Below are 14,388 nucleotides of genomic sequence, written 5' to 3' on the forward strand. Positions count from 1 at the left end.
AGATAGTGCATTAAAGTTATTAACTTACAAAAATTAATTAATATAAAGCAGGAGGAGTCATCGAATGGAGATAGGAATCAGTACTTTTGCAGAGACATCACCCGATGTGCATACCGGTGAGGTGATGAGTCACGCGCAGCGTCTGCGCGAAGTGGTGGAAGAGATTATTCTTGCCGATCAGGTGGGACTTGATGTCTATGGAGTGGGGGAGCATCATCGAAAGGATTATGCCGCATCCAATCCTGCAGTCGTTCTGGCAGCAGCCGCACCGCAGACCCAGCGAATTCGGCTTACGAGCGCCGTATCCGTGCTGTCATCCGCTGATCCGGTACGTGTGTTCCAAGACTTTGCGACCCTGGATGGCATATCGAACGGACGCGCGGAGATTATGGCGGGCAGAGGGTCTTTTATCGAGTCCTTCCCCCTGTTTGGCTATGATCTGAATGACTATGACACCCTGTTTGATGAGAAGCTCGATTTGCTGCTCAAATTAACCGCATCGGAGAAGGTAACCTGGCAGGGAACTCATCGTCCGGCAATCCACAATCTTGGTGTTTACCCAAGACCGGTTCAGTACCCTCTTCCGGTATGGATTGGCAGTGGCGGGAATCAGGAATCGGTCATCCGGGCCGGGCTGCTGGGGCTTCCGCTCGTGCTTGCGATTATTGGAGGAAGACCGGCACAGTTTGCACCGCTGGTTCAGCTGTATAAGAAGGCAGCTGCCCATGCAGGGCATGATGCTTCCAAGCTTCCAGTGGCTTCTCACTCCCATGGCTTTATTGCAGCGGATCAAGAGACGGCGGTAGAGAAGTTCTTCCTCCCGACCCAGCAGAGTATGAATGTCATCGGACGGGAACGGGGCTGGCCGAGCTACTCGCGCCAGAGCTATGATGCAGCCCGCAGTCTTGAAGGGGCGCTGTATGTAGGTGACCCGGACACGGTGAGTGAGAAGATTATATATTTGCGGAAAAATGTCGGCATTACTCGGTTTATGCTGCACGTTCCCCTTGGCACAATGCCGCATGAGGAGGTCATGACAGCGATCGAGCTGCTTGGCACGAAGGTGGCCCCTCGGGTGCGGGAAGAGATTGCTGCGTGGGAAGCGAATGGTGGAGCATAAATCAAGTGATATCATGATACGTGCTTGATCATAAAAAGGAGATCTTCAAGCCTTACCTTAAGCGTAGGGACTGAGGATCTTTTTTTTGCGTTAAAGGATCCAAAAAAGTGAAAATAAATAATCACAATTATTCCTATCGTGATATAGTAGATTAAAGTCGTTTTATGTAGAATTATGGCTAGAGAACGGGAACAACCTGCTTTATAATTTAATGAGGGTTTAGCATAAAACGATAAAAGTAATCATGGAGTAGATGAAGATGGCAGAAGAGCTGCGCTTACCGGTATTCATGATCATGGCTGGCGGCAGTATTAGTGTAATTTTATGTGTATACGGACTGCTGAGGCTTAAGAGTGCACCTGGCGGGATGTACTATGTCTGGATGACATTAATGGCATCCTTTTTTTCATTTGCCTATGCGGCGGAACTGACCAGCTCGACACTGATGCAGATCAAGTTCTGGATCACCGTCGAATACATTCCGCTTCCGCTTATTCCTGCATTCATGCTGCTCATGTGCACACAATACGTCGGTGTGGCTATAAAAAAATGGGTTTATTATATCCTTTTTGCCATCCCAGTGACGACGACACTCATCCAAAGCACGAACGAGCTGCATCATCTCTACTACACCTCCGTGTCACTCCGGGAGAACGCTCCATTTCCGATCGTGGAGCTGACTTATGGACCGTGGTTCGCGGTGCACTCGGTTTATCTGTACGGATGCATCATCGCGAGTGCCGCTATCCTGCTTGTACAATGGGGCAAGGCAGCGCCCGCCTTTCGGAGGCAGCTTCTTACGATGGCGGTTGGGAATCTTGTGCCGATTATCGGCGCCTTTTTGTACTTGGCGGGTATGAGTCCTTACGGGATCGATCTGGGGCCTGTTTTTATTAGTCTGTCCTTTATATTTCACAGCATCGCCCTGTTCCGGTTTCAGATGTTCAGCGCCGTACCTCTGGCGAGAGAGATGGTATTCGAGCATATGAGGGAAGGAGTCGTCGTATTGGATGACAAGGACATCATTGTTGATTACAACCAAACAGTGCTGACTGTGTTTCCAAGAATGACCAAGGGGGTTATAGGCCGCTCGGCATCGGCTGCACTTCAGGATTATCCTGAGCTTGCGGAGCTGGTTTGCCGTGGGCTGGAGTTTGACTATAAGCTCAAAATAAATGGAGTGAATCAGCATTTTCACGTCAGATTTACACCGATGATGAAGCAAGGGATGCCGATCGGCCGCATCATCACCTTTGCCAACATCACAGAGCGCATCCTGATGCAAGAACAGCTCAAGGAGCTGGCTGATACGGACGGTCTGACCCAACTCCTAAACAAAACCGCACTACTGAGAGAATCGGATAGGGTCATTCGTGAGTACACCGAGCATGGGGGAAGGCTCTCCGTGATCATGTTCGACATCGATCTGTTCAAAGAAGTTAATGATACGTACGGTCATGAGGCAGGGGATATCGTGCTGACCCATGTGGCAGATGCCATTCATTCGACACTCAGCGGTGCAGGATTTGCAGGCCGGTATGGCGGGGATGAATTTATTCTCTGGCTTCCGGACACCTCCCTGACGGAGGCGTGTGAGCTTGCGGAATCGATTCGTAAAAATATAGCTGGACGCCAGATGATTGTTGAGGACCAAGAAGTTAGGGTAACCTCCAGCTTTGGTGTAGCGCATGCCGGTATCGTCCCTGGCGAAGGAGAGCATTCCGCTCAGTCCCTCATGAGGGAAGCAGATAAAGCGCTGTATACCGCCAAGAAATCGGGGAGAAACAGTGTTTATCCGCTTAGAAAATGGATTCATGTATAAAATCTAATCTTCCTCTGGAACGATCACATCAATATGACGGGATAATATACGCAAATGGAGGGGCAGAGAAGGACCAGCTTCTCCATCAATATTGGTAGACAATGACTCCTCAGATCGAACACGGACTTCCTTCGCTGTAAAATAAACCACGTCGGAATGATCCTTTAAATTCCCGAGTAAGAGCGACGTTCCAACAGTAAGTGTGTTAAAGACATTTATATCCTTGATGATGAAACAGTGAATCAGTCCGTCGTCCACGGAGGCCGAAGGCACCATCTTCTCAAATCCGGCGACAGAGTTCGTTAATGCAGCCACGAACAAGGGGGATTCACCTACCCATGTTTCATCATCATGCTCGATAATCAGATGATTGGACGGGCTGTTCACGAGGCGTTTGATGCCTTCTTTGTAATAAGCGAACGCGCCGAGCTTCGATTTTTGCTCAGAGCTCACCTCAGCCAATACTTCGGCCAGCATGCCGACCGCAATGACATTTGCAAAGATCCGATCATTGATTAATCCGATATCAATTGGCTTCAAGCGGGTAGAACGGAGCGTACGAATCGCCTCAGCCGGATCAAGCGGAATATGAAGTGCTCTGGCAAAATCGTTAACAGTGCCGAGAGGAACAATGCCAAGCTTGGGTCTGTGCGCTTGATCCATGTAGCCATTCAGCGTCTCGTGCAAGGTACCGTCTCCTCCGATGGATACAACCAGATCATAGCAATCCTCACAGGCGGAAATGCAGAATGCTGTCGCATCATGCTCCTTCGCTGTTTCGTTTACGGACGTCTGGTAGCCCTGTTCCTCCAAGACCTCCTGTACATCTCTCAGATAGGCAAGAGCCTCTTCCTTACCTGAAGAAGGGTTAATAATAATCATCGCCTGCTTCATATCGTTGTTCCTTCCTTGGTTATCATTTTGATATTCTTTACCCTGAGAAGTCCCCATGTGAATACCCGACAAGCCTACATCCTCAAAAAATAAGAAAAAATCGCCCACATACCTTCTATTTTTCACAGAAGCATTTCCCTTTATTATCGTATTTAGATGCAGCTACGCTGTTTGCGATAAATAAGAGAGGTGTGTTGATATGACTTCTACTCCTTTAACGGATAAATATATAAATTTAGATACCTGTGCTGTCGTTACAGAATTTCCTTATATGCTGAACCCATTCATGCTGTCCGATGATGAGAACCGTTTCGTCACGCCGCCTGGAGAGCTTGTTCCGGTGGGGGATCGCCAGCTTCACACGCTGATAACCGGATCAGGCGATCAGACGATTATTCTGGAAGCAGGTAGAGGCGGCTGCTCACAGGACTGGTCGCGGATACAGCCTGAGCTGTCGAGGCATGCAGTAGTGCTCTCCTATGATCGTGCAGGATTCGGCTGGAGCAGAGGAGAGGAGAAGCAGCAGACCTGCCGAGAGGATGTGGAGGATCTGCGAACCCTATTGGCTGTTAAGCAGTTGAAGCCTCCCTATGTTCTTGTCGGGACCTCGTTCGGCGGAATGACCATACGGCTGTTTGCTTCCATGTATCCGGATGAAGTGTCTGGATTGCTGCTCGTCGATTCGATTCATGAGGGCATGAACATCGAGGCTATAGCTTCAGGATATCGCCGCAGTACATTTTCAGTCGCTGATCCTGAGATTGAGCTTGGGTGTGCTCGTGAGAGTGTTCGGCAGCTGTATAGTGCGGCTCCGCTTCGGCCCTCCATGCCGGTCATCGTGCTGACGGCAGGCAAGCAAACGGAAGAGTGGAAGGACAGCCAGCAGGCACTGTTTGAACTGACGAATTGCACGATACCGCTAACGGTTCAGGACAGTGAGCAAGACATTCATATTCATCAGCCGGAAGCGGTCGTTGATGCAGCGCTCTCCCTGGCCATACTCGGCCAGCGTGGATAGTATTTAGTCTGTATAGTTGCGATTATATCTACAGCAGAGCTGTCGCATTCCGAAACGATCATGATTTTGAAGGACTCCTTTACCTTATGGGTTAAGGAGCCCTTTTTTTGGTACGCCTCATACGCACCTGGACATATGTAAAAAAGTACATTATAATAATAGTGCGATATAGTTACCTAGGGTAACTAATAGTGAAAAGAACACGGTCTTTTTTTGACTAATTAAGCTCAATAAAGCTTTTTGCTGCAAAGAACCAGACTTGCACCAATGCAGGGTGGTCCTTTTTTGTGATGTATAGAAAGGGGAATATGCAATGGAACAGACAATTTCAAAGGACCGATTATGGACAAAGGATTTCTTCATTGTCTTCGGTGTGAACTTTTTATTATTTTTATGCTTCTATTTGCTTGTCGTGATCATGCCATCTTACGCGATCAATGAGTTTGGGGCATCGGAGAGCATGGGTGCATTCGCATCCAGTATTTTTGTGATCGGTGCATTGATCGGCCGGCTGGTTGGAGGCAGCACAATTGAGAAGGTGGGACGGAGACGGATGCTCTTGACCGGGCTGATTTCTTTTGTCATCCTGACCTTTCTTTATTTCGTCACCCCTAATCTGGGAGTGCTTCTGATCGTCCGTCTGCTGCATGGGATTGCCTTTGCGCTAGCCTCTACTGCGACAGGAACCATCTCGGCCAGCCTCATCCCTCATTCCAGAAGAGGAGAAGGGACCGGATATTACGGTGTCAGCATCATTATTGCTTCTGCCATCGGTCCGTTTATCGGATTGCTGGTCAAAGAACACGGCAGCATCACGTTAAACTTTATTTTATGCGCGGTTCTTGGCGTATTATCCTTGGCTTCCTCTTTCTTGATGAAGGTTCCGAAGCTTACACTGACTGCAGAACAACAGAAGGATCTAAAGGGCTTCAAGATATCCAATCTGGTTGAACCGAAGGCCATTCCGATCTCCATCATCAGCTTCGTCATGGCGTTTGGATATTCCAGCATTCTTACGTACCTCACCTTGTTTGCGGAAAAAATAAATCTGGTAGAGGTCGCAAGCTTCTTCTTCATCGTCTATGCGATTGTTGTCATACTAACCAGACCCTTCACAGGAAAGTGGTTCGATAAGCATGGAATCAACGTGGTCATGTACCCGGCTATTGTACTGTTTGCCCTTGGACTTGCGATACTGAGTCAGGTGCACAGCGGTCCGTTGCTGCTGCTCTCCGCCGTCTTCGTCGGGCTTGGCTACGGAACAACGCAGGCCAGCGCTCAGGCGCTCGCCGTGAAGAGATCTCCCGTTCACCGGATGGGACTGGCTACCTCGACCTTTTATATCTTTGTTGATGTGGGAATCGGCGTAGGGCCTTTTATTCTCGGGTTCCTTACACCGGTCATCGGCTACAACGGCATGTACATGGCAATGGCGGCACTGATGATCGTTGGATTTGTTCTTTATTATGCACTGGTGGGCAGAAAAGAAGCCGCAATGCAGAATTCAGAGCTCAAAATTTTAAATAAATCCTCTTAAGTGATTCGCATTCGCATATTAGAAATACTCCCCGCCTTATTTGGCAGGGAGTATTTTTTATATCAGCACCGTTTGTTCTTGCGATCGCGAATGGTATCTTGCTTAATGCAAGGGGAGTGTTCAGGCTTTGCTCAGCTCACAGCGAGCTTTTGATTACCCGTTTGTAGTAGTTGACTGACAGGATGCCAAAGATCGAGTAGAGCACGGTGTACAGAATCATCACGATCAGCATCGGCGCCATGAGCTCGGTGCCGAAGAGGAACCAGCCTGACTTGACAGCGAAGTAGCTGTGGCACAGACCGACAATGAGCGGAATGCCGAAGTTGAACAGCTGCTTGAACCGAATGCCGCGCATCAGGTTGCTCTCTGTAAAGCCCAGCTTGCGCAGAATCGTATAATTAGGCCGCTCCTCTTCACTTTCATCCATCTGTTTGAAGTACAGAATACAGCCGGAGGTAATCAGGAACGTAAGGCCGAGGAAGCCGACGATAAACATGATGAGTCCCATGTTATTACGTTGATTCAATTCAAAATCATATTGAGCGAAGCTTGGCACGCCGAGATTCATCTCTTTATATATTTGATGTGCTTCTTCGACCTGTGAACGGTCCTTGAGCTGAATCCCGTAATAGTCGGCACGGTCTTCTGTTTGAAGCTCCGGATTCCTATCTTGGCGCAGCTGCTGATACACAGACTCGTCTACAATAACAGTAGGAAATCCGCCGCCATAATAGTAGGACAGCACAGCTTCCTCCTTGCTTCCGATCAGATTCTGATGAATATCAACTCCGCTGTGTCCAATAAAATTAAATTCACCTGTCTCCGCAATCGTCATGAAGCCTGATAAAGCATCATCGTATCCCATGAATACAGCCTCACCAGGTTCAAGCTCGATACCTTCAACCATCGTTTCGCTGAGCACAGGCGTGTGAATCGTTTCATCGGCAAATGTATTATTAGACATGAGTTTACTTGCATCCACCTCAGCTTCAATCGGCTGTCTGTGAATGACTTCATAGGCGATCAGGTGTGAATCCAGCTCGGATATGAAATCTTCTTTGACTTGCTCCTCTGCAAAGGAGAAGTCATGCGGTACACTGCTCTTCGCACTCGATTCAGCAGAATAATAAGAGATATAGCTGAGTGACAGCAGGCCGATCGCGAGCGCCGAGACGGTCGTGATGACGGTGAGGAGCATAGCATTCGATTTCATCCGGAACATAATGGATGAGAGCGACAGCACCTCGCCAATGGACAAATATCCATTCTTGCTCTTGCGGATCGCGTTGAATATGAAACTGACCGAGCCCTTATAGAAGAGATAAGTACCGATGATGACGGACGCCAAAATAAAGATCATGGCCCACATCAGATCTTCCATTTCCGTAAAGCGTCCTCCGAATAATTGAGTGGAAACATAATAACCGCCCAGAATCAGAGCGATCCCAAGAACGCCGAGTAATATTTCGAACAGTGACATCTTACTCACCCGCTGCTGTGCGGTGGATACGACACGGAACAGGGAGAGTATGCTCTGTCTGACAATGAACAGATAGTTCATGATCATAATCAGCACATAGATGAGTGCAAACACAATGACGGTCTGCGTGAGAGCTTCCGGTGAGAAGCGAAGGGCTGCCAGCTCATCCACACCAAGTATTTTGAACAGAATCATGAGAATAAGCCGCGAAGCGGCGAAGCCTGCCGCAATACCGATAACCATGGAGCCAAAATACAGAATCAGGTTCTCCGCCGTCAGGATCCGGAAGATGCGGCCTTTCGTCAGACCAATCAGCTGGAACAGTCCGATCTCCTTGCTCCGGCGTTTAATGAAGATCGTGTTGGCATAGAGCAGGAAGACGGCGACAATCGCAACGAGTAGAACGGAAGCTGCCCCAAGTGCCGCAGCCCCTTTGACCGTACCCTTCGCTTCATCCATGGACGGATCGTATTGCAGCGTTACGAATGAGAAGTACAAGCCGACACTGAAGATAAGAGCAAATACATAAAGATAGTAATTGCGTATGTTCTTCTTCAGGTTTCGAAAAATAATCGTATTCAGATTCACGCTTGAACACCGCCCAGCACGCCTTGGGTTTTCATAATATCGCTCAGGAAGGAGGATCTTGGCTGCTCGCCCTTATTCAGCTGCGAGTATATCTGTCCGTCCTTGATGAAGATGACCCGGCTGCAGTAGCTTGCCGCTACGGGGTCATGCGTAACCATAATGATCGTTGCCGCATGCTTCTCGTTCATGTCACTGAGCTTATTCAGCAGATCGGAGGCAGACTTCGAATCGAGCGCCCCTGTCGGCTCATCTGCAAAAATAATGCCTGGATCATGGATGAACGCTCTGGCAGCAGAGGTCCGCTGCTTCTGTCCGCCTGAAATTTCACTCGGGTACTTATCCGCCAGCTCGTAAATGCCAAGCTCGGATGCAACCGCCTTGAATTTCTCCAGCGCAGCCCGTTTGGATACGTTCTTAATGGATAGCGGAAGGAGTACATTTTCCTTAACCGTCAGTGTGTCGAGCAGATTATATTCCTGAAAAATAAAACCGAGGTGGTTCTTGCGGAACTCAGCGAGATCCTTCTCCTTCATGCCTGTAAATTCTTTGCCCTCAATCTCGATGGTTCCCTCGCTCAGCTTGTCGATGGAGGACAGCACATTCAACAGGGTGGTCTTGCCGGAGCCCGAGGCGCCCATGATGCTGACAAACTCTCCTTTGTTTACCTTCAGATCGATCCCCTTCAGCACTTCCTGCTTATTAAATTTGTTGCCGTATATTTTGTGGATCTTATTTGCTTCCAATATAACCACGGGTTTCACTCCTTATGTTCTTTATGAATCCATCTTACCTCGCTCACGCCGAATTCTCCTTCGATTCAGCGAACAAAGCACAAAAGCATGTGACAATGTTGTCACATGCCTGCAAGATGATCGAAATCATTAGGAACAGGAAAGGTAAGATAGAAGGCCGTGCCATGCCCCACAGCAGACTGAACCTCAATATGAATCCGAAGGGAATCAGCCGATTTCTGTGCCAAATACAGCCCCATTCCCGTAGCCGCGCTTTCCTGATGCCGGGTTGTTGAGGTGAATCCCCGATCAAAAATGCGGGGCAGATCCTTCGGATCAATACCGCGGCCAAAATCCTGAATGGTCAGAATAACATGTCCGTTCTCCTTCCGGCTCTCTACGATAATATCCGAAGCCTCACTGTATTTGACGGCATTGGTCAGGATCTGCCGGAGGATGAAGCCGAGCCATTTTGCATCTGTGAGCACCTGAGGCGCTTCCAGCGATACGTCAAAGCCGATTCCTTTTTGGATACACCAAGATTTCAAGTCCCGAATCTCCTTGTAGATGATCGGTTCAAGCGAGGTCTCCTCAATATACAGATCATTCTCGATAAAAGGAATCCGCTTCTGATGCAGCTGCTGATCGAGCAGATGGTGAATCCGCAGCCATTCGAACTGGAGCTGGCTCTTGAGCGCATCATCAGGCAAACGGTCAATCATGAGCCGCATCGCCGTCAGGGGTGTCTTGACTTCGTGAATCCACGAGAGCAGTTCATCCTTCTCCTGCTCGAGGAGCAGAAGGCGGCCGGATGCTTCTTTTTTATAGTGCTGGGTCTGCATCGTCACTGCATCCTCCACAATCTGCTCGAAGGGACTATCGGCGTTCTTGAAGGCTGTAAGATCATAGGTGTGATTCCAGGCCTTCAACTGTTTGAAGAACTTGGTTTCCTTATGATACCGAATAAAGAAGAACAAAATACAGAGCATGGAAGACAGCAGTGTAATATACAGAATGGGCAGCAGTGGAACAGAGGTATCGATATAGGCGACGAACAGCGTCAGCAGCTGCAGGACGAGGATCAGCAGCAGCCAGCTGCGCCGTTCAATAAGAAACCCCCGAATCATGGGGCAGCCTCTTCCGTAGCCATGTAACCCTGTCCGACCTTGGTTTCAATATAAGCACCTAGGCCGATCGTTTCGAGCTTCTTCCGCAGCCGGTTCACATTGACGGTGAGCGTATTGTCGCTCACAAAATGCTCATTATCCCACAGACTTTTGATGAGGTCCTCTCTGCTGATGATTTGGTTCTTCTGCTCAATCAGCATCTTGAGGATGAACATCTCATTTTTCGTGAGCTCTGCTGTGCCTTGATCGTTTGAAATGATGTTCTTCACATATTCTATGGCTGCTCCTCTCCAGGTCTTAAGCTGGGTTGGCTCTGTATTGTAATTGTAGACACGGCGGAGCGTGGCCTGGATCTTGGCGATCAGGACATCGAAATGAAACGGCTTCTGAATGAAGTCGTCAGCTCCGAGCTGCATGGACATCACCATATCCGTCGGGTGGTCACGGGATGACAGAAAGATGATGGGCACGTTGGAGTGGGCCCGAATCATACGGCACCAATGAAACCCGTCGAACTTGGGAAGCTGGATGTCGATGATGACTAGATCGGGCTGGATCTCCGCAAACTCCTGCATGACTTTATCAAAATTGCGTACACCGTATGTATCATAAGACCACTGCGATAAACGGTCCTTTATTTCTTGAAACAAGGTCAGATCATCCTCGATGAGCATGATTGTGAACATATGACAAGTCACCACATTTCTCTATAGATTACTATAGCCAGTGTATAGGAAATTGTTTACTGATTAAAGTGAGGAACTATTTGATGAAGGATACTCACAGTGAATCGAGTGCCAGGTTCAATTTGCTGTAAAGGGTTAATAATGAGCATACGTACAACTTTACAGAAAAGAGGGCTGCATCATGGTTAATAAAGATACACAAAACAATGAAGAAGATAAAGCGATCCGTGATGATGAACCGGACCAATTCGAGAAGACCGGCGGCAAGGCTGGCGAGGATGAAGGGAAGTCTGAGCAAAGCAACGCGTAAGCTAAGCACCAAACACCCTTTCGCTACAAGGCGAGAGGGTGTTTTTTATTGAAGTGGGTCCTGTATTCCTTACTCTACAATGACGCTGGCTTCCATACTCGGATGCGTAGCACAATAATAGTTATAGGTCCCTTTCTCATGAAAAGTGTGACTGAACTCCTCCCCAGGTCCGAGATGACGGCTGTCGAAGGCGCCTCCTATATCCGTAACCGTATGAAAGACAGGATCCTGGTTCTCCCAGGTGACGGTAGTTCCGGCTTTAATTCGAAGCTCTTTCACAGAATATTTCATGTGACTGATTGCTACCATAGCTCCTTCCCGGGACTCTTCCAAGGGGGAGACAGGAGCACCAGCTGTTCCTGTTATGCTGCGATGATGTTCATTTTCTGTTTGTCTCCCGGCCTCACCATGCTGTCCATGCCCTTCATGTTCTGATGCCGGTCCTTGATCACCGATCATGACCATCGTATGCATGCCGCCAGGATAGACACCATTGTTCGTATTGTCGACAATGTTATGGCTGTGGAAGGGGTAGGCCCCTTCCTGGATGAATGTAATTAACAGGTCGTAGCGCTCACCGGGCCCGATATTTACCGTGTCCTTCTCAAGCGGGGCAGGCAGCGGCCTGCCGTCAGATGCGATCACTTCAAAATGATGCCCATGCAGATGCATGGCATGAGGCCGGTATCCGGAATTGATGATGCGGACGAGTACCTTCTCCCCGATCTTGCCTGTAATGAGCGTACCTGGGTCCTTCTCGGTGTCAGGATAGGCCTTGCCGTTAATCGTAAAATAGGTAGGCTTGAAGTCAGTACGATCATACTTCTTGCCCTCCTGCACGGCCTTGTGCCATACCGGATCAATCTCGTTCAATACGAAAGTATATTCTTTGTCGTATTTCGGACCACTGGTCCAAGCCTCATTAGCTCCGTCCTTTGCTTTGACAATAAAAGCCCCGGTCATTCCCATCTGCAGATGCTCAATCGTATCGACATGACAGTGATAGAAGTAGGTTCCTGCATGATCGGCCTTGAATCTATAGGTATAGCTGTCTCCCACAAGCAAATCCTTGGAGGTGTGCGGCACACCGTCGTTCGCCTGATCCGTATCGAGTCCATGAAAATGAATCGTATGCCCGACCTGCTTAATCCCCTTCTGGGAGGTGCCCAGATTGGTCAAAGTAACTTCTACCAGATCTCCTTCATTAACGGTGAGGGTAGGGGCAGGATATCCGGCAGTCCCCTTTGCTTGTTGCTCACTATATCCCCACACGTATACAGATGTCTCATCAGGGAGCTTGAGAGTACCGTCCGTGGCATAGAAGTGAAATCGTTTGGTCTCCGGAAGAGACGTATTTTTCTCGTTTGGACTGTGGGAAACAGCCGCTGCAGAGAGACTAGACCCCAAGCCGGTCCCTATATTTATCATCGAAAATAAAATCATAACAATAAGCAGGATTGTGATTGTTCGGAACAGAAGTGCTTTTCTGGATGAATTTATCATATGTTGTTCCTTTCCCCTTGAAATTGGGTATATGTAACAGAGATAATAAATCGAAACATTTCATTACGCTAAGCGTCCATATAGTTAGGATACTGGCTTTCAGTTTAAGCAAACAGGGGGAGGAATATGCGTAGTGAGGAAATACATAGCCATAATGCTTGTTTTCATAATCATCAGTATGGGTGTTGCCTTTCAGGCCTCCTTTGCTGCAGCGTACACCGAAGAGGTATTTATTGAAGATGAGGCACTATCCTATGGACTGAAGTCAATACTTAATAAGCCGGTTGATGAGCCGCTCACGACAGAAGATTTGGCTTCCTTGAAGGTCGTTGATCTGCGGAGCTTGGGAATTAAGAGTCTGGCTGGACTAGAGCACGCGGTAAATATGACCCATCTGAGGCTGTCCGGCAATGAAATATCTGATCTTGCACCTATAAGCAAAATAAAGACCTTGCGGGAAGTCGATGTAAGGAGTAACTATATTACTTCAATTGAGGAATTAGCAGAGCTTACGGATTTGGGAAGACTGTACATAAGCAATAATGGAGTTGCATCCATCGAGGTCGTCAGCAACTTTCCTCGGTTACATACCCTTCTGATCAGCGGCAATCCGATAGACCGTCTGGATGCGCTGGAAGAAGCCAAGGCATTAAGCTGGCTGGAAGCAACCGACAATGGAATTACAGATATTTCGGTGCTGGCTGAGCTTCCGGCCCTTCGGTATATTCAGCTGGACAATAATGAGATCGAGGACTTGTCCCCTCTTGAGCATCTGACAGAAACACTTGAGGGAATCAGTATGAACAATAATGAAATCACCGATATAGCGCCACTTGCAAGTCTGAAGAACTTAAGGTCCATCCAGCTGGCAAATAACCAGATCTATGATCTGGCACCTCTGGCGGATTTGGCAGAGCTCAGCGAGCTGCAGCTGTCAGGCAATCGAATATGGGATATTTCACCCCTTGCAGAGCATGACTTTATCTATTATCCGGCAAACCGGGTTGGAAACGTGCTGGAATACTATTCTTTGGGACTCGCTGACAACTATCTGGACTTAAGCGAAGGAAGCGACACATTAGATATTTTTGAGAAAATAACGGCCAATGACAGAGACAAACGATCCCAAGGCGAGCTGCAGCGCTTAATCATTGGATCAAGCACAGCCTATGCCGGCAGCATGGAGTTTTCTTTGGAAAGTGCTCCGTATATAAGCGATAATCGCACCTATGTACCACTTCGGTTTGCAGCAGAACAGCTGGGAGCTGATGTGGAGTGGAATCAAGATCTTAGTGAAGTGACGATCCAGGTTGGAGACACAACGATTCGCTGGGCAGAGGGAAGCAGGCAGGTGGATGTGAATGGTAGGATTGAACGGTATGATGTACCGCTGATGCAGCAGCATGGCAGCTTGTTTGTTCCTGTCCGCTTCATATCCGATCAGCTGAATGCGGATACGGCCTTTATCAACGAAACGAAGACAGCCCTCATTTTCAATAAGGAATAAAATAAAGCCTTCCAGTTCATTCTTTTGTTGTGAACCCTCATCTTGCTGATGGGGGTTCGCTTGTT

General features: G+C 48.3%; 12 protein-coding genes. 6 read left to right on the forward strand and 6 right to left on the reverse strand.

Going from position 1 to position 14,388, the window contains the following annotated elements:
* Positions 1-64: 64 nt before the first annotated feature.
* Both TCA2_RS16335 and TCA2_RS16340 read left to right on the forward strand, forming a co-directional pair.
* On the forward strand, positions 65-1,120 hold the full coding sequence (locus tag TCA2_RS16335; RefSeq protein WP_047912667.1) for an LLM class flavin-dependent oxidoreductase: 1,056 nt from the start codon (positions 65-67) through the stop codon (positions 1,118-1,120).
* A gap of 259 nt (positions 1,121-1,379) precedes the next feature.
* Positions 1,380-2,942, forward strand: a complete 1,563-nt coding sequence (locus TCA2_RS16340; protein ID WP_047912668.1) for a histidine kinase N-terminal 7TM domain-containing protein — start codon at positions 1,380-1,382, stop codon at positions 2,940-2,942.
* 3 nt (positions 2,943-2,945) lie between these two features.
* Here the strand turns inward: TCA2_RS16340 and TCA2_RS16345 are convergent, their stop codons facing one another.
* Positions 2,946-3,836: a diacylglycerol kinase family protein gene (locus TCA2_RS16345; RefSeq protein ID WP_047912764.1), complete on the reverse strand. Its 891-nt coding sequence runs from the start codon at positions 3,834-3,836 to the stop codon at positions 2,946-2,948.
* A gap of 199 nt (positions 3,837-4,035) precedes the next feature.
* On the opposite strand from TCA2_RS16345, the gene TCA2_RS16350 reads away from it, so the two are divergent.
* The gene (locus TCA2_RS16350) at positions 4,036-4,854 is read left to right on the forward strand and encodes an alpha/beta fold hydrolase (protein WP_052512085.1); all 819 of its coding nucleotides are present in this window, start codon (positions 4,036-4,038) and stop codon (positions 4,852-4,854) included.
* A gap of 313 nt (positions 4,855-5,167) precedes the next feature.
* A complete protein-coding gene (locus TCA2_RS16355; protein ID WP_193746066.1) occupies positions 5,168-6,391 on the forward strand; it encodes an MFS transporter in 1,224 nt (407 codons plus the stop codon).
* Positions 6,392-6,527: 136 nt separating this feature from the next.
* Here TCA2_RS16355 and TCA2_RS16360 read toward each other — a convergent pair whose 3' ends face one another.
* The 4 genes from TCA2_RS16360 to TCA2_RS16375 form a co-directional block, all read right to left on the reverse strand.
* On the reverse strand, positions 6,528-8,459 hold the full coding sequence (locus TCA2_RS16360; RefSeq protein WP_047912669.1) for an FtsX-like permease family protein: 1,932 nt from the start codon (positions 8,457-8,459) through the stop codon (positions 6,528-6,530).
* Entirely contained in the window at positions 8,456-9,211 is a 756-nt protein-coding gene (locus TCA2_RS16365; RefSeq protein WP_047912670.1) for an ABC transporter ATP-binding protein, read from the reverse strand. The genes TCA2_RS16360 and TCA2_RS16365 overlap by 4 nt, the downstream gene beginning before the upstream one ends.
* A gap of 101 nt (positions 9,212-9,312) precedes the next feature.
* Positions 9,313-10,317 (reverse strand): sensor histidine kinase, encoded by a 1,005-nt coding sequence (locus tag TCA2_RS16370; protein ID WP_047912671.1) that lies wholly within the window; start codon positions 10,315-10,317, stop codon positions 9,313-9,315.
* Entirely contained in the window at positions 10,314-11,003 is a 690-nt protein-coding gene (locus TCA2_RS16375) for a response regulator transcription factor (protein ID WP_047912672.1), read from the reverse strand. Before TCA2_RS16375 ends, TCA2_RS16370 begins: the two co-directional genes overlap by 4 nt.
* 181 nt (positions 11,004-11,184) lie before the next feature.
* Here TCA2_RS16375 and TCA2_RS27890 point away from each other — a divergent pair, with 181 nt between their 5' ends.
* Complete coding sequence (locus tag TCA2_RS27890; protein ID WP_274337784.1) at positions 11,185-11,313, forward strand: hypothetical protein; 129 nt, start codon at positions 11,185-11,187, stop codon at positions 11,311-11,313.
* 69 nt (positions 11,314-11,382) lie between these two features.
* Here the strand turns inward: TCA2_RS27890 and TCA2_RS26220 are convergent, their stop codons facing one another.
* Positions 11,383-12,816 carry a multicopper oxidase domain-containing protein gene (locus tag TCA2_RS26220; protein WP_052512087.1) on the reverse strand — a complete coding sequence of 478 codons (1,434 nt, stop codon included), beginning with the start codon at positions 12,814-12,816 and terminating at the stop codon, positions 11,383-11,385.
* Positions 12,817-12,949: 133 nt separating this feature from the next.
* On the opposite strand from TCA2_RS26220, the gene TCA2_RS16385 reads away from it, so the two are divergent.
* On the forward strand, positions 12,950-14,323 hold the full coding sequence (locus tag TCA2_RS16385) for a leucine-rich repeat domain-containing protein (protein WP_047912673.1): 1,374 nt from the start codon (positions 12,950-12,952) through the stop codon (positions 14,321-14,323).
* The last annotated feature ends 65 nt before the right edge of the window (positions 14,324-14,388 follow it).

The organism is Paenibacillus sp. TCA20 (genome assembly GCF_000732325.1).
Lineage (GTDB): Bacteria > Bacillota > Bacilli > Paenibacillales > Paenibacillaceae > Paenibacillus > Paenibacillus urinalis.

Coding starts and splice junctions, on each gene's coding strand:
- TCA2_RS16335 (WP_047912667.1), top strand. CDS start 65: ATGGAGATAGGAATCAGTACTTTTGCAGAGACATCACCCGATGTGCAT.
- TCA2_RS16340 (WP_047912668.1), top strand. CDS start 1,380: ATGGCAGAAGAGCTGCGCTTACCGGTATTCATGATCATGGCTGGCGGC.
- TCA2_RS16345 (WP_047912764.1), bottom strand. CDS start 3,836: ATGAAGCAGGCGATGATTATTATTAACCCTTCTTCAGGTAAGGAAGAG.
- TCA2_RS16350 (WP_052512085.1), top strand. CDS start 4,036: ATGACTTCTACTCCTTTAACGGATAAATATATAAATTTAGATACCTGT.
- TCA2_RS16355 (WP_193746066.1), top strand. CDS start 5,168: ATGGAACAGACAATTTCAAAGGACCGATTATGGACAAAGGATTTCTTC.
- TCA2_RS16370 (WP_047912671.1), bottom strand. CDS start 10,317: ATGATTCGGGGGTTTCTTATTGAACGGCGCAGCTGGCTGCTGCTGATC.
- TCA2_RS16375 (WP_047912672.1), bottom strand. CDS start 11,003: ATGTTCACAATCATGCTCATCGAGGATGATCTGACCTTGTTTCAAGAA.
- TCA2_RS27890 (WP_274337784.1), top strand. CDS start 11,185: ATGGTTAATAAAGATACACAAAACAATGAAGAAGATAAAGCGATCCGT.
- TCA2_RS26220 (WP_052512087.1), bottom strand. CDS start 12,816: ATGATAAATTCATCCAGAAAAGCACTTCTGTTCCGAACAATCACAATC.